Raw genomic sequence first — 20,223 nt, 5'->3', positions numbered from 1 at the left:
ACTTCAATAGTCTATAAAAATAACGGTCGCCCATGTTTGGGCGACCGTTATTTTTAGGAAGATAAGGACACGATTAATATGTTTTCCGTTTTTTACCTCTAAAATCAACAATCTCTACCGATTTTTCCTGACCAGTCAGGGGTAATTTACGAACAGATTGCGATAGAAAAGAAGCCCCATAGTACAGTTCTTGGCGATGGGTTTTACCGTCGTTGGTTTGGATAACAGCGTAGGCGTCATTGGCTTGCAGCGACAGCCATTTCATGGGAGCGGTTGCTTGTCCAAACACCTTCAAAGGCCCCCGGTTTTGGGTAGCTATCACCATTCTACGACCATCAGGGCTTGCCATTTGAGCCAATCCTTTGGCATTGCCAGGCACATAAAAACCCGTAGTGGCTTGAGTAAGCGGTGTAAAATCTCCTTTACCATTTCCTTTGAGCATCAAGCCATTAGAAGCGTCGTAGCGGCCTGTACTGGTTTCATTTCCAAAATCATTGGCCACGAGCAATACATCCAAGTGACCGTCCTTATCAAAATCTTCCACAATCATTCCATTGATGGGTGATAGCTGCGCGAGGGTCGGCAGGGGCTTGGTTTTGAAGGTGCAATTGCCCGTGTTTTCAACGTAGACTGACGGACAATAGTTGGCATCTAGTTTCAGTGCTTTATTGCGTTCCTCTTCAGTCAATAGATTATCGTAGGTGGCTTTCGCAAAATCTTTGTATGTCTGAAAACGCGCCCGCGTTTGGATAAACTGTTTGATTACATCCTCACGTCCATGAAAAGGAACCCGAATCAGCTTGTTTTCGGCATCTGGAAAATAGATAAACGGAATGGCATCGTACATACCATCTTGGTTAAAATCGCCCGCGACGATACTTATAGGATAAGCTTCTGAGGCTTTGGTCAGGGCGTTTAATCCAAGATTTCCCGCAATGTAGTCCGTATCGCCATCACCGTCAAAATCTCCCCCCGCCAAACTACCCCAAAAACCCGTTTGAGTATCCAACGCTGAATGTGAAATCGTAAATTTGCCTTTCGTATTTTTCAATAGTGTCAGCGGCATCCATTCTCCCGCAATGAGTAAATCCACCCATCCATCATTGTCATAATCAGTCCACAGCGCATCACACGCCAACCCAAGATTAGTTAATGCGGGAGCGATTTGCGGCGTAACGTTGGTAAATTTGGGCGCTTGGTTGGGAGAAGTATCATTTCGTAGAATAAAACTACTAACGGGTTTTGGGTATTGGTCAGGCTCTACACGCCCCGCAACGTATAAGTCCAAATCACCGTCACGGTCATAATCTGCCGCGCGTACGCACGACTTACTGACCAAAATCGACGGAATAGCTCCCTGCGCCAATTGATACTTTCCTTTACCATCGTTGATGTATAATCGGTCTAGATAGCCCGCGTCGTTGCTTCGTAATTCATTGGACCCACTCGCAATGTAGAGGTCAAGGTCACCGTCGCCGTCGGCATCAAAAAGCAGCGTTCCCATGTCTTCTGAGGTTTTATCAGGCCCATCAACTCCCGGCAGCAAATCACTAATATTGAACGTGCCGTTGGGATTTTGCACAAAGAATTTACCCTTGTTTTGCCGCGAGCCACCCACAAAGAAATCATCCAAGCCGTCGCCATTTATATCGCCCGCCGATACCGCTGGCGGGTACTGCGACAGCTTATGGGGCAGTAATTTTTGCCCGTTAAAATCAATATATTCAGGCTCCTGATGCGTCCAGTTGATATTCAGAGAATCATTCAATTCATTGAACAAATAACGCGGGTTTGACTGCACAGGTATATTGATTTGGGTAGCACTGACTTCCGAAACGTACACTGTCTGATTGGCTTTCAGGTTTTTCAAAGTCTGTTTTTTGCCGTTGGGCCAAACCACTACTGCTGAGTCTATTTGGGTATGTTCACCTAGCCCAAAGTGAGCAATCGGCTCAACCGTCGATAAGTACCCCCTGTAGGGCGAATGCTCATACACTTGTACCAACCCTTTGCCATAATAGAGTTCTACGCCAGCGCCCAAACCCTGTACATTTTTTCCCGAACCTTTAAAACCGATGCGCAGGTAATTGGCTTTTTCGGGATGTGATTCTGACAAATTATTACGATACACAAAAGCGGAATCATTTATGTTGTTGGAAACAATATCAAGGTCACCGTCGAGGTCAAGATCCGCATAGGCGGCTCCGTTGGTAAAAGAAGCCTGATTAAGCCCCCATTTTTCTGAAACATCTTCAAAAGTCAGATCACCTTTATTTTTAAAAGCAAAATTGGGAATTTTGACTTCGGGAATTTCCCCAAGAATATAGTCTTTGGAGGCAACCGAACTGCTTTGTGCGCGAAATTGCGCGAAGTCACGGTCAGTCACGTCGCGCGGGAAACCGTTGGTTATGATTAAATCACGCCAACCGTCATGGTCAAAGTCGACGAGCAAAGGCGTCCAACTCCAATCTGTTTGGGCCACATTGGCCAAGAGGCTGATTTCGGCAAACGCTGGCTCATTGGTTCCAGGCTTATTGCCCATATTGAGTTGAAGGGTATTCCTCCCATATTGATGATTAAATCCAAACAAATCATTGTTCAAATAGGCCTGATAGCTGTTGGGTCCCATCAATTGTTTTTTACGGGTATTATCTTTTGGCAACATATCAACAGCAATCACATCCATCAAACCGTCGTTGTTGATGTCGGCAATGTCGTTGCCCATTGCGGTAGTACTGGTATGCTTAAAGTACGAGGCTGCTTTGTCGGTAAATGTGCCGTTACCATTGTTTACGTACAGCAAATCGTCCGACAAATAATCGTTGGTAACGTAAATATCTTTAAATCCATCACGGTTAAAATCACAAATATTGACCCCGAGGCCAAAACCTTCGATTTGAATACCCGCTTCTTTGGACACATTCGTATAAACGGGATGGCTCAGGCTGTCATTCCATTCGCAGCGATAAAGTCGGTCGGTGGTCGGCGAAGAGCCGTCGCGAAGTTTTTCGTGGTATTGATTGGGATTACTTTCGAGGGTATTTGTCAGAATATACACGTCCAAATCTCCATCGTTGTCGTAGTCAAAAAAGGCGGCATTCATGGAGTAACCTTTATCGGCGATACCATATTCTTCGGCCATTTCTTTAAAAGTTGGGATGCCTTCAGCATTGTTTCCTTGGTTAACAAAGAGCAGGTTTGCGCGTTGTGTTTCTGCTTTTTTTGCCGTGGAAGTCAAGTAAATATCCATTCGACCGTCGGCGTTTATGTCTACCAAACTTATCCCTGAACACCAGCGCCCTACGTTAGAAATACCCGCTTTTTTACTGATGTCTTCAAATTTCATATTGCCCCGATTGAGATAAATACGGCTATCAGCCTGATTTCCCGAAAACAACACATCGGGCAAGCTATCGCCATTCATATCGGCAATGCCTACGCCCCCGCCGTTATATATGTATTCAAAATCCAGAATATTGAGCGTATCATTTTCTCGAATTCGATTGGAAAAATCAATGCCCGACTCACTCACTGGCACCCGACTAAAGAGCGTTTTGTCACCTCCACAGGCAAAACCAAGACCTGCAAGTGCGGCATATAGCATACAATGAAAAAAGCGTAACATAAGGATTGGGGTGGGTATGAGAAATACTGATTACAAAAATAGCAACAATAAATGATGTGGGTATTATAAAAAACGACAAGCCGTAGGGCTTGCCGTTTTTTTATAACCGTAGTAAGCACTGCCTACAAAATCGTTTACTATTAATCAATTAGTAACCGGGATTTTGCTTCAATATATCCTTGCCTAACAAGTCAATCTGACCTTGTGGCAGTGGCAATAATTCATGCTTGTTAGGCGTAAATTTCGCACCGCCCAATGTACCTGGCAGAAATTTGCTGTCGTACGCCAAATAAGCATTAACTTCTTTCTCAGCAATACCCCAACGTACTAGGTCGAAGAAACGGAAACCTTCGCCCGAAAGCTCCAATTTACGCTCAAAGCGTACGGCATCGCGAGCCACAGCTTTGTCGGTCCAAGCAGCATCATACGTAGAAATAACGTATTTAGCAGCAGGTGCTCCCGCTTTTGTTACAAAACCAGCAGGGTTGGCCGCGCGTTTACGCACTTGGTTTACGTAGTCACGCGCTTTTTCAAGGCTTCCTACTTCCACTTCGCACTCAGCAGCCATCAACAATACATCGGCAAAACGAATAATGGTAAAGTTAAGGGCAGTGTAGCCGGGCGTCCAAGTACTGTTATCCTGCAAAGAACCTACGTCAGACTTGTAGTAAGTATATTTTTTAGGAGAATAAGGACCGCCGTTAGGTTGGTTACGAATCCAGGCAGCGCCTGGGTGGTCTTGCCAATCCAAATAAGGAATACCACGACGACCGATAGAGTGGTCGATACGGGGGTCAAGGTTGCCTGCATCTGGGGTAAACGTTTCGCTAGCGCCAACACCCATATCAGTTTTTACCTGATTAGCGCCTACGTTATACGAACCATCCAACAAAGGCAAACCTGCAGCGCTGGTACGGAATGAGTTACCCAACTCAAAGCTAGGCTGGAAGAATCCGCAACAGTTACCTGGGCCGTTAGGGCCTGTGTTATACGGATAGTTCAAGTCAAACTCAGGGAAAGCGTTGTTTACCGAACCTGTGTTAGCAGCATTCTGAATCGCAAAGATCGACTCTTCGTTGTTATCATTAGAAGCTCTGTAAATATCAGCATACTTAGGTACCAAGCCGTATTTTTTGCCGTTTGATGTTTTACCATTGGCAATCACCAAGTCAAACAAAGTTTTAGCATCGGCGTATTTTTTCTGATACAGATACACTTTAGCTAAGTAAGATGCGGCAGCCCATTTGTTGGCACGACCCACAGCAGCTTGCGTTTCGGGTAGGTTATCGTAGGCGTACTTAAGGTCAGCCTCAATTTTTGGCCACAAATCTACATCGTTTTTAACTTTCTCAATACCTGTTCCGTAGTCAAGTGTTTCATCCACGTAAGGAGTATTGCCAAACGTCTTTTTTAACTCGAAATAGTAATGACCACGCAGAAAACGAGCCTCAGCTGAAATTCGTTTTTTGTCATCAGCAGTCACTTCCGGAGTGGCAGTAGCCAACAATTGCAATACGGCGTTGGCCCTGGCTACGCCTTCGTAGGTACCTGTATATTTGTCGTTGATTACACCCTGCGTCGACAGGTTTTCAAAGCGTTGGATTGGGTTGATGTCACTGAAGTCACCGGGGTCAGTTCCTTTGTTGGCATCGCCACCGCGAATACTTCCCCATACCCAGTTGGTAGCGCTGGCCATTCGGTTGGCGCGACCGTTCAGGTTACTGTACACCGAAATCAACGCTCCTTCCAATCCTTTTTTAGTAGAGAGTTGTTCTTTCCCCACTGAGCCGGTTGGTGCCACTTCCAGAAAGCTATCTTTACAAGCAACCGAAAGCGCTACCAGCAATACGACGGTAATCGATCCTTTTATTGCGTAATTTTTCATTTTTTATCAATTAATTAGAATTGTAACATTATTAGAATCCAAGGTTCAAACCAACAGTCCAACCCTTTGTGAGTGGGTAGTTACCTACGTCGATACCGAAGTTAGTATCAGCGTTACCACCTACACCCGGATCCAAGCCCGAGTATTTAGTAAGGGTAAAGATGTTGTTGGTAGAAGCAAATACGCGCAAGCGCTGGATGCGGGCCTTACTCAACGCACTGGCAGGGAGGTTGTATCCTAACGTGATGTTTTGGAAACGCACATAGCTACCGTTTTCTACGTAGAACGAGTTAGACTGGGTGTTGGTACTGAAGTTTGATGCTGTTTCGAAGATTGGAGTAGTAGCACCTGTATTGCTTGGCGTCCATGAATCTTTCACGCGCTCGCTGATGGCGGCCCCTGCAAATGAAGGGTAGAAATCAGTGAACCATTTAGATACGTTGAAGATTTTGTTGCCAAAGAAACCGTTCAAATATGCTTCCAATTCCCATCCTTTGTATTTGAAGCCAAGGCTCAAACCTGCGGTAAATTTAGGAACTGGGCTACCCAAATAGGTACGGTCGTCGGCATTGATTTTTCCATCGCCGTTGATGTCAGCATAACGGAAACGGCCTGGGCCAGCACCATCCTGCGTAGGAGCATTTTTCACTTCTTCGGCGTTTTGGAACAAGCCAATCACTTTATAACCGTAGAAAGAAGAGATTGAATAACCTACTTGGTTACGGATAGGGTTGATACCACGGAAGCCAGGGTTTACGTTGGTGAGGTAATTTACGTTAGGCGCTACCGCTACAATTTCGTTGCTCAATGTACCACCAGTGAAAGTTACGTCATAAGACAGGTCTTTAGTGATACGACCACGATTGGTTACCAAGATGTCAATACCTTTGTTGGCCATTTTTGCGATGTTCACCGATGGAGGTGAGGCAAATGGTCCAGCAGTTGCCGTGATTGGCAATTGGTACAATAAATCTTTGGTATCTTTTTGCCAGAAGTCAATCACTACGTCCAATTTACCATTCAAGAACGTTCCGTCGATACCGATGTTTTTGGTGATTGAAGTTTCCCATTTAGCATCGGGGTTACCGATACGCGTACGGTAGTAACCTTCGGCGGTGCTTGAATTAGAGCCGTTGATGTCGTAAGCAGAGTTTCCGATGCTGGCACCGTATAAGCTAAACTGGTTGTTGGGATCTACGTTGTTTGAGTTACCCATTGTACCATAACCACCGCGAATTTTCAAATCTGAAACCCATGTCAATTGCTTCATGAAAGGCTCCGATGAAATACGCCATGCGGCCGAGAACGCAGGGAATGCCCCGAAACGGTTGTTAGCTCCGAAACGTGAAGAACCGTCGCGACGAACCACCCCTGTTACGATATATTTATCGTTGAAGATGTAGTTAACACGACCGAATACTGAATAGAAGTTAACACCTGAAAAAAGGCTACTATTTACTACTCTTCCGCTGGCACTTACGTTGGATAAGTTTACGTAGTTGATGTCAGTAGAGAATGGATTCAAACCACTACCGTTCATGTTACGACCTTTACCCGTATTCAAGGCTTCCTGGCCTGCCAATACCTCTACGTTATGCTTGCCAAATTGCTTTTTGTAAGTGGCAGTGTTGGTCAATACCCAGCCAAAGCTCCAGCCACCGCCTTCGTTATAACCAAACGCCGAGTTGTTTTCAGAGTTTTCGTATTGCAAACGGCTATAACCCCAGTTGTAGAAGTTATTGTACTGTCCACCAAGGCTGCTACGCAAAGTCAAACCTGGGATTGGATCCCACTCGGCATAGATGTTTCCGAAACCATTTGCGTTAAAACTACGGTTGTTAGCCTGTCCGTCGCGGCTAGCAACTGGGTTACGGGGGTTATTGAATCCTTTTGCGGCCGTACCTGCATAACCACCAAACTCGTCATAAATTGGAATGATGGATGGCATACGGAAAGCACTTAAGATGTCATTTTCGTCAGCTGCAACCCCGTTTCCACCAGCACCACCCGATTGTCCTAAAATCGAACGGTAGGTGAATTGAAGGTTTTGACCGATACGTACGTTTTTCAACACGTTAAACTCGCTGTTGGCCCGGAAGGTATAACGTGTAAAATCATTTCCTTTTAAGATACCTTGTTGATTCTGAGCACCGAATCCGATGTAAAAACGGCTATTTTCGCCACCGCCAGAGAATCCAAGTGCGTGACGTTGCAGGGCAGCATTACGCGTGATAGCTTTATACCAGTCAGTACCCTCTTTGTTGGCTTTTACTACCTGATAGATTGAGCCTGCCGTAGGATCAACATTGTATTTGGCTTTTTCAGCAGCCAAATCAACCGTACCTACAACCCCTGAACGACCACCTACTGTAAGGTAATCAGGAATGACAGGAGTAGAACCTGAACCAAACTGAGGGTGCCCGAATGCTTCGTTTGAGTTTCTTTTGGCGTTCCAAGTCCAAGTGGCAAAATCAGTCGGGTTCATCATCTTCTGACCTTCCCCAGCAAGCGTTACCCCGTACATGCCATCGTAGCTGATGTTCAGCTTCTTTGCTCCTTTTGAACCCTTTTTGGTCGTATATACAATTACCCCGTTGGCAGCGCGCGCACCATAGATAGAGGCTGCGGCAGCATCTTTCAACACCGTAGTTGTCTCGATGTCATCTGGAGCCAAAAAGTCAGTTGAACCTACAGGTACTCCGTCTACAACGTACAAAGGCTCGTTACCACCGAAAGCACCAAATCCGCGTACGCGTACTTGGCTGGCAGTTCCAGGCTGTCCGTTAGTAATAACCGTCAAACCAGCCACACGACCCTGCAACTGCTGCTCAACGTTGCCCGATGGGCGAACGGTGAGGTCTTTTGCTTTTACCGTCGAAACCGCCCCCGTTGTCTCACGGCGGCTGTCGATGGAGTAACCCGTTACGATTACTTCCGTTAAGGCATTCACATCGTCTTCAATTTTTACATTTACAACGCTCTGATTGCCTACCGTTACTTCTTGTGGCTTGTAACCGATGGCTGAAATCACCAACACAGGATTTGCCCCACTCACGTTAATAGTGAATGCTCCATTGGCATCAGCAGAGGTACCTACATTGCTGCCTTTCAATAAAATGGTTGCTCCGGGAACAGGTCCATCGTTAGCAACGACCTTTCCCGTCACTTTCCGGTCTTGTGCATGTGCCGAACCAGGAGCAAGGAATAGAATAAACATCCATGCCACCGCACACATCAGCGGATAATAGAACTTTGGTTTCATAAATAAAAACTGATAGGTTAAAAATGAACAATTAAAAATAAAAAAAATACAAATTCAAAAAGCGCCTTCAATTTCCGTTACAGTTATCTATTGCAGACGCTCAATAGACACTGAAAACAATTATTATTTTCTAACGAATCGGAGGAATGGATTTACGTTTTGTTACTTCCTAGCGGGCAATTTTGGCCGTGGGAAGACCTTTTCATTAGTGAAATAACCCTTTAAATGGTTACTATCACTAGGCACTTTTTATCGGGTGGGTGTGGATACACTGACTTGTCGGCAGTGTGTTTGGATTAGCAGCGCTAAAAACAGCTAGCGCTACCACCTAAGTATTCAGACGAATTCGCGTTAAAATATTTGCAACTTTTACTGGTCAGTTTTCTATTTTTTTAATAAAAAATGCTGATGCAAAAGGGCAATTACAATCACAATTATAAAGAATTATTAATTGTAATTTTACTTGTAAAAGTATAGTTATTTCTCATTTCAAACAAATTAAGCCTATTTTTTAATTTAAAAGTCTAAATTTACTTTGCCACTAAAAAGCATACATATCCAGTGCTTTTCAAGGTATATACGTAATGGGTTAATTAAAAAACTATCACTCGTCAAAAGACTGAAACAAAGAACAATGACAACATTAACTTAGAGAATTTTCAACTTCTCATTTCAACTCGTAATGAAAAAACTAAACGTCGACTTGTTCAACTACGCCATTTTTACTGAACCGAGAAGCGAAAAATTGAAAAAAAGGAAGAATAAAAAGGTTTTTCATCGTCAATTGCATCATTTTGATACAAACTTATTGGGACAACAACGATATTCCAAACTTTTTCTTTTTTTTGTGCAAAATTTTAATCCATGACCCCCAGCCAAAACATCAAAAAATTTTTGGAAACCGGCCCAGAATACCTTCCGAGCATATCGGTTGATTGTGTGATTTTTGGGTTTCACGAACGTCAATTAAAAGTCTTACTTTTGGAATTTAAACATACAAAAGCCTTTGCTTTGCCTGGCGGATTTGTATTTAAGGGAGAAAGTACTGATGAAGCTGCTACCCGGATTTTGTGGGAACGAACGGGTGTAAAAGACATTTATCTTGAACAGTTTTATACATTCGGGGAACAAAATCGCGGCAACTGGGATGTACACAAAGCCACCATGTCTTCTCACGGATTTGAATTAGAAACAGAACATTGGCTCTTGCAACGCTTTATTTCTATCGGCTATTACGCTTTGGTAGACTTTTCAAAAGTCAAACCAACACCCGATATTTTTTCAGATTTGGGAGACTGGCACGATATCCATCAGATTCCAACCCTGATTCTTGACCACAACCGAATCGTAGAAAAGGCCCTTAGCACTCTTCGTCTGATGTTAGATCATAAACTGGTTGGGTTCAATCTACTGTCCGAAACATTCACGATGAATGAACTTCAAAGTTTGTACGAAACAATTTTAGATAAAAAGCTCCTTCGTGCCAATTTTCAGCGAAAAATGCTCAGTATGGAGATATTGGAGCGGGTGGAGAAGAAATTTTCAGGAAAGGCCCACAAGCCCCCGTACGTATATCGAATCAAAAAAACGGCCTAAAAACGAAGTTCAATCAATCCGATAATTCAGTTCAAAAACCGTTTGTTGTGAAGGTTTTGTGCGGGTATCGGTTATGTCACGGTCAAACAGACGGTTCAAATTATTGCCTGCCAAATCTTCCAGTCGCGACTCGACCAACACTTTATAAACACCTGTCAACCAAGGCACTACGGGAACAAACTGGACAACCTGCTCTTTATTATTGACCTGAATGGCACCGTTTACGTTCTTACCCCGAGCGTCAATTATCCGAATCGTATTTTGTAATAAAACATAATCCAAGGCTTCCTTGACATAGATTTCAAGGACTTGGTTTGTGCCTTTCGGGGGAGCTTTAAGCGTCCAAGACTTGATGTCGGGAGAGGTCATGTCACGTGTTGTCGCCACAAAATGTTTGGTATATGCTTGTATCAACCCTGCCCCTAATTCATCCGGCCACCGCTCTGAAACAACTAACGTATAATGATTACCTTTCATTAAAGGTGCTCCTAGCGATTTATTGGGTTGTAAATCGCGCTTAATTCTGCCCGGATCGAGCCACAGGGTCAAAACAGTTTTTTCAGCGTTCCATAATTCTGGTTGTAAATTCAGAAATGTGTTTGGCAAAGTATCTCCTTTGGCATCAAGCAGAGAAATATAGGCTAAGGAATGTCCTTCCCGCATAGGACGAGAAAAAACGAAGTAGAATTTGAGGAGGTTTTCGGGGAGCGTGTCTTGGGAAGGGTAAATTCCAGTTAGGGTTGTGGAGGGTTCGGCTTTGGGAATTGCGATTTCACCCACTAGACGGTTCTCAAGTAACACTTCATACCGCAAGCCTGGGGTAAAAGGAACAAGCGGCTCAAAAATCAATGAATCACTTTGTATTGAATAATCGCCTAAAACCGCCGTTTTAGGATGGGATTTGACCAGTTGTACCCTCAGCAATTCGGGGAGCGTTTCTTTAGAGTGAGCTTTGAATTGGCTTAAGGCTACCGACAACCCCGTTGCCTGATTATTTTTCCACCGAATTACGATGCTTTTTTGTGAGGTTTCCTGACTTTCCGCACAACTAATTAGCAGAAATAAAGAAAAAAGAATCAGTTGGCTGGGCCAACTGATTCGTACTCTTTTTCTCATAATGATCGGTTATTGGAAGTTCGGATGTCGAGGTCTCCGTTGGCTCTCCGTTGCAAGAACACAAATTGGGTATCGTCCAATTTGTCAAGTTGGAGCACATTCACCATCGGAAACGAAACGTAAGGAACGCCAGCCGTGCTGTAATTTTCTTTGATAGGTTCGGTCAGCGAGCCTTCGTAAGTCTCGATGTCTTTATACTTAACTTTCATCACTGGCCGGTCAGAATTGGCCATAATCAGGAACAAATCGTTGCCTTTTTTCATAGTGATAATGTCCAAGGGGCTGTTTCCAGCGCCAAATTCACCAACGGTACGGCCTTTTACGTGCGTACCAGGCTTTAAATCATCAATTGGAAAAAGAACAAGTGGGGTACAGGTGTAGCTGGCTACCAGAAACTTTTTACCGTTCAATTCTGCCGTTGTAAAAGTTTTGATGGGCGAGTTGGTTTCGTATTGTCCGTGGGCGGCATGATAGATTTCAAGCGAAGATTGCTCCTGTTTGTTGGTAAACGGAAAAGGAATACTGCGGAACGTTGAGCCAAACTCCTGATTAGACAACCCACTCACCATCACTTTTCCATCCGCATAATTGAGGTCTGAAATAGCCCAAACCCGCAGTGGCCGACCTCGTTGGTCTTTGGCGTCTTCGGCAGGTGCATTATTGAGCGGCACTAAGGCAAACTTGATGTCTTTCAGGCTCACTGGCTGAATGTTTTCGCCGTCTATTTTAAACAATACGGGTGTTCCGTTGGCAGCTTGTACAGCGCAATACACTTTTTTGGAAATGGGATTGACCGCCAAATCCTGAATAGTGATATTTTTAGCTTCTGTACCCAGCAAAGCAGCAATTTTTTGGTCAATGTTTTTGATCTCAACGGGTTTGGCACTCGCCACGTTTTCGGCATCTTTCGTATCAACCGCAAACACCGAAGCACTTTTAGAATCCCCGATAAACAAGACCCCTTCAGGCCCAAAAGCAAGCGCATTCATTGACTTGACCTCTGGTGTACCAGTCTCAAATCCACTCAAAACACTTGCCGTACGGTTGGTATAGGCAACCATTAATGCCACCGATAGGGCAGCTGCAACGGACAAAAACATTTTTTTCATACCAGTATTGATTTTATAGTTTACGCGTTGTGTAACTTACGACAATTCCAATAAACATACAACTCGAATACAACGGAAGTGTTTCACTTTGAAACAATTACGCAGTTATTTTTTGCAAATTTGCAAAACTCGTCGCGATACTTTCAAAGGGGCTTGCAGCCATGTCTTGCTCCACAAAGTAGTATTTCAGACCTGCTTTTTGGGCCCCTACAAAAATCTTTTTGAAGTCCACGACCCCCGTTCCGACTTCTACGGGCTTTTTAAGTTCTTTATCAATATCTTTAATGTGCCAAAGGGGAAAACGACCAGGCTGCTGTTTGAACAATTCTACAGGATCAAGCCCCGCTTTTACCACCCAAGCCATGTCCATTTCCATCGTTACAAGGTCAGGGCTAGTTTGCGACAAAATCAAATCATAAGGCGTTTGCCCTTCTACTTTGTCAAACTCAGTAGCATGATTGTGATACGCAAAACCGATACCCGCTTTTTTGCAGGCTTCACCCGTTTTAACAAATACTTCAATGGATTTTTTGATTTCATCCAACGTACCCACTGGCGTAGAAGCACACACCAAATAACTCAGGCCACCTTCGGCGGCTTCATCCACCAATTGCTGGTAATTTTCCAATAAATTCAGTCGTTTGGGCATATTGGCGGGCATTTGACGCGGTGGCGCACCTGCCGCAGCTGCGCCACCTCCTGCGGGAGCACTTGCCTGAGCCGGTCGCGGACGAAAAGGAGCACCTCCTACATGATGGGCGCGCCAAGTCATCCCCAAATCTTCCACTACTTTTTTAAATTCTTTGGGCGAATAACCATAATACCCGTCTTTCATGCTGAAGGCAGATTCGATTTCTTTATAACCAATACCCGCTACTTTTTCCAACGAGCCTTTGGCGTCGTCCGACATGGCCCTGAACAACGTAAACAGCTGCAAACCAGGGCGCGGTAATGCCTCTGGGGCAAAAAGATTTTTCGCCAACGCGGGTACGGCCAAGCTTCCCAATGCCAAGGCACTGGTATTTTTAAGGAAAGTTCTACGATTCTGCATAGTTGTTCGAAATAAAAAGCCTGAATTGATAAACCAGAAAGTCAGTCGCCGGACAGTACGCCCGACGACTTTCTAGCGGCACTTTTATAGGTTAGTAATTGTATTCTGAAACTGAATCGAAACCACCGACATGACGATTTGATTCGGCTGTGCATTGGGATTTTTGAACACAAAATATACATCGTGTACTCCCTCCGTAGCTTCAATTTTGGCGATGGCCTGCTGAGCGCCGCGCCGAGCCCTTGCCGCTGGGTCAGTGGCGGCCTGCCCTTGCGTACGTTGTGCATTTGCGGCAGGCGTTCCTGCGGCAGGCGCTGCTGGTGGTGGGCCAAAGGAGGGGTCTTTCACTTCTACGGTCGAGGTTTTTCCGATTAATTTACCCGTTGGGGAACCCAAACGAACTTCTACCACACCGCCAGAAGCACCCACACGCGTGGTGGCTTGGGCCAACACTTCGATTTGTTTAATGTCCGTCAAGTCCAATTGGGTGTATCCAATGTAGGAGTCATTACCTATCAAATTAAATGATTTTGAAGGTGTTATCAACAACTGCGTTCCTTTGCTCTTCTCGGCTTTGGCGGGGTCGAGCGAAGGATTGCGTAAATGCAAAATATTCTCCGACATCAACGGCGACAGCAATTTTGTTCCCCGGTCGGTGTAGGCAGCGCGTAACACGTAGCTTCCACGCCCGTTTTCGCCTTCGGGTACTTTGGTAGTATAGGTACCTGTAGTTGGCAACGACTTGGTCTGCAATGGTTTTTCTCCCAAGTTCATGATGTATTTGACCATCGTTGCGGCATCATTTTTAGAGATTTGTGGGTGGGCGCTCATGGCGTGGTCTCCCCATACTCCGCCACCGCCAGCAATGATTTTATTCGCTAACTTTTCGGGAGCGGCGGCATCGCCTTTGTATTTCTGCGCAATGTCTTTATAGCTCGGCCCTACAGATTTTTTATCAACAATGTGGCATGACTTACAATCGCTCGCACTCATGAGTTTGTAGCCCGTCGAGAAGCGCGCCGAAGCATCGGTGCCACGGTAGTTGGAAGCTATTTCGATAGGGTCAAAAGAATCGGGCATATAGTCGATATTAACCGCTACCTGAGTTGGAATGATTTTTCCATTTTCCAAACTGCCGTCTTCTTTATCGTTCACTTTTACTTTATACTCAATGCTTTCGTTAGGAAAAAAGAAAGATTTATTGCCTTTCGTTACTTCCAATGCCACTTCGGGAGCTTCGTTGCCGGCCTTGATTTCAAGGGTACGGCTATTTTTAGCTCCTTTAGGGTCAGTTACCGTCAAAGTAGCTTTGTAGGTGCCTGGTTTATCAAATGTTACCACTGGATTTGGTTGCGTAAGTGTCTTAAAAACCCCCGCTTTAGAGGTAATTTTCCACTCATATTTCAACACATCACGGTCAAAATCCTGCGTTCCTTCCGACGAAAACGCCACTTTGAAAGGCACCGAACCCGCCTTTTTGTCGGCGGTTGCTTCTACTATCGGGGTGCGATTGCCAGCGTTGTACTCGATTTTTACCAAACGCGCATTATCATTCCCTCTAAACCACGCACTTCCGTATTCGAGTACGTACAAATCTCCGTCGGGGCTAAAATCTATGTCGATAGCACTGCTGAAATTTTCGCTGGGCATAAACCGCTCCATAGATTTATAATCGCCGTTGTCGTCCATTGTCACGGCCATAATCCAGCCGCGCATAAACTCCACCATTAGCCACTTGCCTTCGTAATAATCTGGGAAAGTGCGAGGGGCATTTTTGAAATCGGATTTTCTAAAAACGGGTCCACCCGTAGCACTCCGCCCCGAACTTCCTACCAACGGAAATTCTGTGGAATTGGCGTATGGATACCATACAAATGCTTTTTGAGCAGGTGGTAATTCCCGCAAACCCGTATTGTTGGGGGAATCGTTGATGGGCTTGGCAGGGTCAAACTTTGAGTCTGCTTTGAGTTTATTGGCCTCAAAATCCCAATCTGAATATACTTTATTATCACCAATAAAATAAGGCCAGCCAAAAAAGCCGGGGCCTTTGGCTTGATTGAATTCATCATATCCACGCGGGCCACGTGGCGAATCCTGCGAGGCGTCTGGGCCTACTTCACCCCAATACAAAAAGCCTGTTTTGCTATCGATGGTTGGGCGCCACGGGTTGCGGTGACCCATGGTATAAATTTCGGCGCGGGTTTTGGGGGTGCCTTTAGGGAATAAATTTCCGTCTGGAATCGTGTAAGTGCCGTCGGGTTGGGGCTTGATACGCAAGATTTTGCCACGCAAATCGTTGGTATTGGCCGCGCCGCGCTGATCGTCCCAAGTGCTTTGCTCGGGGCGCTCATCAATGGGGGCGTAGCCGTCGGAGTTACTGTTGCTGGTATTATTTCCAGTGGTCAGGTATAAGTTGCCGACTTTATCAAATACCATTCCACCGCCCGTATGGCAACATTCTTCGCGTTGGGTAGTGACCTCCAACATAATTTTTTTGGAAGACTCCACCAATTCATCACCTTTCAATTCCCAACGTGCCAACACGTGCTTTTTGTCCGTTGGGTCGGCATAATACATATAAATCCAGTTGTTTTTGACAAAATTTGGATCGGCAATCAAGCCCATCAAACCCTCTTCTGCTTCGCGCACTTGTCCCTGCCGATTGGTATATTTTGTATTTACCGGAATCGTAGCCAGTACGCTCACTTCCTTAGTTTTGGGATTGTACGCTTTTAAATTTCCTTTTCGCTCCACGAACAACACCCGCTTATCGGGCAAAAAGGTCATTTCCATGGGTTCGTCCAATTTCTCCGTCAAAATGCTTTTGGTAAAGCGGTTTTCTTCAGGGGGTGACGATTGGCTGTAAGTAACGGTTGCCGTGCCCAATGCAATCAGGCCAACGGCTCCCAACTTACGAAGAGAGGTAGAGAAATACATACGCAAGATAAATTTGTAGTTTTCTTAGTAAAATTATGACGGATTCCACTCAAAGATAGACGCGATAGTTTGTATCAAAACAATACATTAGACAAAAAACGATAAGTTGCCGATGATTAACGGTTTTTAACCGACCGTTTGGGTTTTGTCATTTCCTATTATTCGTATTAAAAGGCCGTTAAAATAAAGAGTAAGACTTTCGGTGAAAAAATCTTATCTTTAAAATTGAAGCCAAAATGAAAAACCACCATTTACTTAATTGTTTGTGTATGAAAGTTTTAATTGTTGAAGACGAGCCCAAACTGGCGGGGTTTATAAAAAAAGGACTTGAAGAGCAAGCATGGGAAGTAGATATAGCTTTTGACGGACAAATGGGCAGCAGTTTAGCCCTTTCAAATCCTTACGACGTCATTGTATTGGACGTTAATCTTCCTAAAATAAACGGTTTTGAGTTGGCCGCGCTGTTACGCAGGGAAAATATTCGTACTCCGATTCTGATGCTGACCGCCCTCGGAACACTTAATGATAAACTGGCGGGTTTTGAATCAGGCGCTGATGATTATCTGGTCAAACCGTTTGAATTTCAAGAGCTTATTGTTCGGCTCCGAGCGTTACAAAAACGAAATTCAGAAAGCGGTCCCACAACCAATGTTTTAAAAATCGCCGATTTAGAATTAGACCTGAATGAGCGAATCGCAAGGCGAGAAGGGCACCGTATTGAACTGACAGCCAAAGAGTTTGGCCTATTAGAATATTTTATGCGCAACCGTGGCCGGGTGGTTTCACGGGTAGATATTGCCGAAAAAGTCTGGGATATCCATTTCGACACCGGCACCAATACCATCGATGTTTACGTTAATTTTTTGCGTAAAAAGATCGACAAAGAGTTTTCGCATAAGCTGATTCATACCGTCGTTGGCATGGGATATATTCTCAAAGAATAATGAAAAGAATACTGGACGTTCCCCACTGGAATGAGAATATGAACATTCGGCTGCGCCTCACGCTCCTCTTTGCGGTGTTGGTTGCTTCCATCATGCTGGCTTTTTCGTTGTCAGTGTACTATTTATACAATCAATTTCGAGAGCAAGAATTTAACAAACGCTTGCGCGACAAAGCCTTGACCACGGTTCGGCTGTTTGAAGATGTGGGGGGAATCACCGAAGAGCTTCTACACGACATCGAACGCAACGACCTCACTACGATGTACAAAGAGGAAGTGACGGTCTATGATTCCAACAACAAAGTAGTGTATGACAGTGGGAAAGAGCCCTACATCATCACCCCTCAATTGCTGGCTCAAGCAAGAGAAGGAATTGATTTTAGTCTTCGGGATGGCGATAAAGAAATCATTGGCGTCAGGTACGTAGACAAACGAAAACAGGTATTGGTCGTGGTTGCGTACGCAATTGATGTGTACGGATTCAGCAAATTGGAAAGATTACGTAACATTCTTATTACGGGTTGGGCGGTTAGTTTGTTGTTGGTTATTTTGGCAGGATGGCTTTTTGCGAGTGATGCCTTACGGCCTGTTTCGGATATTATTGAACAGGTAAAGAATATTTCGGCCCGCAATATCCACGAACGCCTCAAAGCCCGGCGTCATAAGGATGAACTGGGACAATTGGTGGCTACTTTCAATGATTTGCTGAGTAGATTGGAGGAGGCTTTTAGCTCACAGCGCAATTTTGTTTCACACGCTTCGCACGAATTACGCACCCCACTCACCATTATGATGGGGCAATTGGAAGTAGCTTTGCTTCAAAAACGAACCGTCGAAGACTATCAACAAACCATCAAAGACGCCATTGAAGAAGTAAAGAAAATGCGGGACTTAATCAATGGACTACTAGAACTCGCCCGCATCAACAACGACATATTTCAGTTGCATTTTCGGCCGTTAAATATTGATGATTTGTTGTGGCAGGTTCGAGAATCGTTGCTCATCCAATTTCCTGACTATAACATTCAAATAGAGTTTGATGAATCGCAGGAGGAAGAAACAGAATTTAAAATCAAAGGTGATAAATCACTGCTTCAAATGGCTTTTCAAAACATCATGGAAAATGCCTGTAAATACTCAGAAGATCAACGCGTTAATGTGTCATTACTAGCCCATTCCGACACCATACGTATTTCTTTTACCGACCGGGGCATCGGTATTTCGGAAGAAGATTTACCTCATATTTTTGAACCTTTTTACCGGGGCGATTCTAGTAAATCTCGTAAAGGGCACGGTATTGGGCTGGCCCTTACCCAACGAATTATTCAACTTCATAACGGCAGTATCAGGGCTTTTTCTCAACTCGGAAAAGGCACTCGGTTTGTGATATCCCTCCCTTTATAACCCCCAACCCAAAAGCCACTGCTCTCCTACAAGTGGATATTTCTGTAAGTAGAAGCGCTAATAATTAACCTAGTATTCTATTTTCGCATTTTCATCGGGATGTTACTGCGATAAATTCTTTTTACATGCACTATTCTCACATTATCAACGAGCTTGCCGAAGACCGCGAGCATTATTTCAACGCCGTTAGTCCGCCGATTGTCCAAACTAGCAATTTCGTTTTTAATGATTTTGCTTCTCTGCGTGGGGCCTTTGAAGATGAAATGTCGGCCTACCTGTATTCGCGGGGTGTAAACCCAACGGTCGATATTTTACGCCAAAAATTGGCTGCCTTGGACGAAACCGAAGATTGTTTGGTGCTAAACAGCGGCGCGTCGGCCATTTTTTGCGCGGTGATGTCCAATGTTCAGGCGGGCGACCACATTGTGAGCGTTCATAAACCCTATACATGGGCGTGGAAATTGTTTGACAACATTCTGCCCCGGTACAATGTTTCGACCACTTACGTAGACGGTACGCTGATTGAAAATTTTGAAGCTGCCCTGCAACCTAACACCAGAGTGATTTATTTAGAATCACCCAATACCCTGACCTTTGACCTGCAAGATTTGGAAGCCGTAGCCAGACTGGCAAAATCGCGGGGTATTGTCACCATCATTGACAATAGTTACTGTTCCCCATTTTTCCAAAAACCGCACCGCTTCGGCATTGATCTATCTCTGCAATCGGCCACCAAATACATCGGCGGGCACTCAGATACCGTAGCGGGTGTTTTGACGGGCAGTAAAGCCATGATAAAGCAGATTTTTGACCGTGAAGCCCTCAATACGGGTGCTTTTGTATCCCCTTTTAACGGTTGGTTGCTATTAAGAGGCTTACGGACGTTGCCAATTCGACTGAAACATATTTCGGAAAGCACCCAAAAAGTGGTCGCTTTTTTGAAAAATCACCCCGCCATTGAGCGCGTTTATTTTCCGTTCGACCCCGATTTTCCGCAGTATGAATTAGCAAAAAAACAAATGACAGGTGCTTGCGGCCTGGTGACCATTGCGCTCAAAGTGGATAGATACGAGCAGGTTGAGCAGTTCGCCAAAACCCTGAAACACTTTCTATTAGCGGTAAGTTGGGGCGGCCACGAATCACTCATCATGCCCAAATGCGCGGGCCTACACCCAGAAGAATTTGATGCCAAAAATCTAGAACACCGTCTAGTGCGTCTTTATATTGGTCTGGAAGAAGTTGACTATCTGATTGAAGATTTGAGCCAAGCACTGAATAGTTTATGAGAAAATCGC

At 44.7% G+C, this 20,223-nt stretch carries 11 protein-coding genes; 4 read left to right on the top strand and 7 right to left on the bottom strand.

Features of this window, described 5'->3' with window-relative positions; translation table 11 throughout:
* Nucleotides 1–73: 73 nt before the first annotated feature.
* From DR864_RS20975 to DR864_RS20965, 3 genes are all read right to left on the bottom strand, one after another.
* A complete protein-coding gene (locus tag DR864_RS20975; RefSeq protein ID WP_114068810.1) occupies nucleotides 74–3,625 on the bottom strand; it encodes a VCBS repeat-containing protein in 3,552 nt (1,183 codons plus the stop codon).
* A 148-nt stretch (nucleotides 3,626–3,773) separates the two neighbouring features.
* On the bottom strand, nucleotides 3,774–5,510 hold the full coding sequence (locus DR864_RS20970) for a RagB/SusD family nutrient uptake outer membrane protein (protein ID WP_114068809.1): 1,737 nt from the start codon (nucleotides 5,508–5,510) through the stop codon (nucleotides 3,774–3,776).
* Between the two features lie 31 nt (nucleotides 5,511–5,541).
* Nucleotides 5,542–8,772 carry a SusC/RagA family TonB-linked outer membrane protein gene (locus tag DR864_RS20965; RefSeq protein ID WP_114068808.1) on the bottom strand — a complete coding sequence of 1,077 codons (3,231 nt, stop codon included), beginning with the start codon at nucleotides 8,770–8,772 and terminating at the stop codon, nucleotides 5,542–5,544.
* A gap of 864 nt (nucleotides 8,773–9,636) precedes the next feature.
* On the opposite strand from DR864_RS20965, the gene DR864_RS20955 reads away from it, so the two are divergent.
* Nucleotides 9,637–10,368, top strand: coding sequence for an NUDIX hydrolase (locus DR864_RS20955; RefSeq protein ID WP_114068806.1), 732 nt, complete (start codon nucleotides 9,637–9,639; stop codon nucleotides 10,366–10,368).
* Between the two features lie 9 nt (nucleotides 10,369–10,377).
* On the opposite strand, the gene DR864_RS20950 is transcribed toward DR864_RS20955, so the two are convergent.
* The 4 genes from DR864_RS20950 to DR864_RS20935 all read right to left on the bottom strand — a co-directional run bounded on the left by DR864_RS20950 (nucleotide 10,378) and on the right by DR864_RS20935 (nucleotide 16,581).
* Nucleotides 10,378–11,484 carry a hypothetical protein gene (locus DR864_RS20950; protein WP_114068805.1) on the bottom strand — a complete coding sequence of 369 codons (1,107 nt, stop codon included), beginning with the start codon at nucleotides 11,482–11,484 and terminating at the stop codon, nucleotides 10,378–10,380.
* A complete protein-coding gene (locus DR864_RS20945) occupies nucleotides 11,481–12,593 on the bottom strand; it encodes a hypothetical protein (RefSeq protein ID WP_114068804.1) in 1,113 nt (370 codons plus the stop codon). The genes DR864_RS20950 and DR864_RS20945 overlap by 4 nt, the downstream gene beginning before the upstream one ends.
* A 97-nt stretch (nucleotides 12,594–12,690) precedes the next feature.
* Nucleotides 12,691–13,644: a sugar phosphate isomerase/epimerase family protein gene (locus tag DR864_RS20940; RefSeq protein ID WP_114068803.1), complete on the bottom strand. Its 954-nt coding sequence runs from the start codon at nucleotides 13,642–13,644 to the stop codon at nucleotides 12,691–12,693.
* 84 nt (nucleotides 13,645–13,728) lie between these two features.
* Complete coding sequence (locus DR864_RS20935; RefSeq protein ID WP_114068802.1) at nucleotides 13,729–16,581, bottom strand: PQQ-dependent sugar dehydrogenase; 2,853 nt, start codon at nucleotides 16,579–16,581, stop codon at nucleotides 13,729–13,731.
* A 269-nt stretch (nucleotides 16,582–16,850) separates the two neighbouring features.
* Here DR864_RS20935 and DR864_RS20930 point away from each other — a divergent pair, with 269 nt between their 5' ends.
* The 3 genes from DR864_RS20930 to DR864_RS20920 all read left to right on the top strand — a co-directional run bounded on the left by DR864_RS20930 (nucleotide 16,851) and on the right by DR864_RS20920 (nucleotide 20,214).
* Nucleotides 16,851–17,525, top strand: a complete 675-nt coding sequence (locus tag DR864_RS20930) for a winged helix-turn-helix domain-containing protein (protein WP_114068801.1) — start codon at nucleotides 16,851–16,853, stop codon at nucleotides 17,523–17,525.
* Nucleotides 17,525–18,928 (top strand): sensor histidine kinase, encoded by a 1,404-nt coding sequence (locus DR864_RS20925; RefSeq protein ID WP_114068800.1) that lies wholly within the window; start codon nucleotides 17,525–17,527, stop codon nucleotides 18,926–18,928. Before DR864_RS20930 ends, DR864_RS20925 begins: the two co-directional genes overlap by 1 nt.
* Nucleotides 18,929–19,053: 125 nt before the next feature.
* On the top strand, nucleotides 19,054–20,214 hold the full coding sequence (locus DR864_RS20920; protein ID WP_114068799.1) for a trans-sulfuration enzyme family protein: 1,161 nt from the start codon (nucleotides 19,054–19,056) through the stop codon (nucleotides 20,212–20,214).
* Nucleotides 20,215–20,223 lie beyond the last annotated feature (9 nt).

Origin of the sequence: Runella rosea, from assembly GCF_003325355.1 — a bacterium.
Taxonomy (GTDB): Bacteria; Bacteroidota; Bacteroidia; order Cytophagales; family Spirosomataceae; genus Runella; species Runella rosea.
The sequence above is the reverse complement of the archived record's forward strand: the minus strand, read 5'-3'. Positions and strand labels throughout refer to the sequence as shown.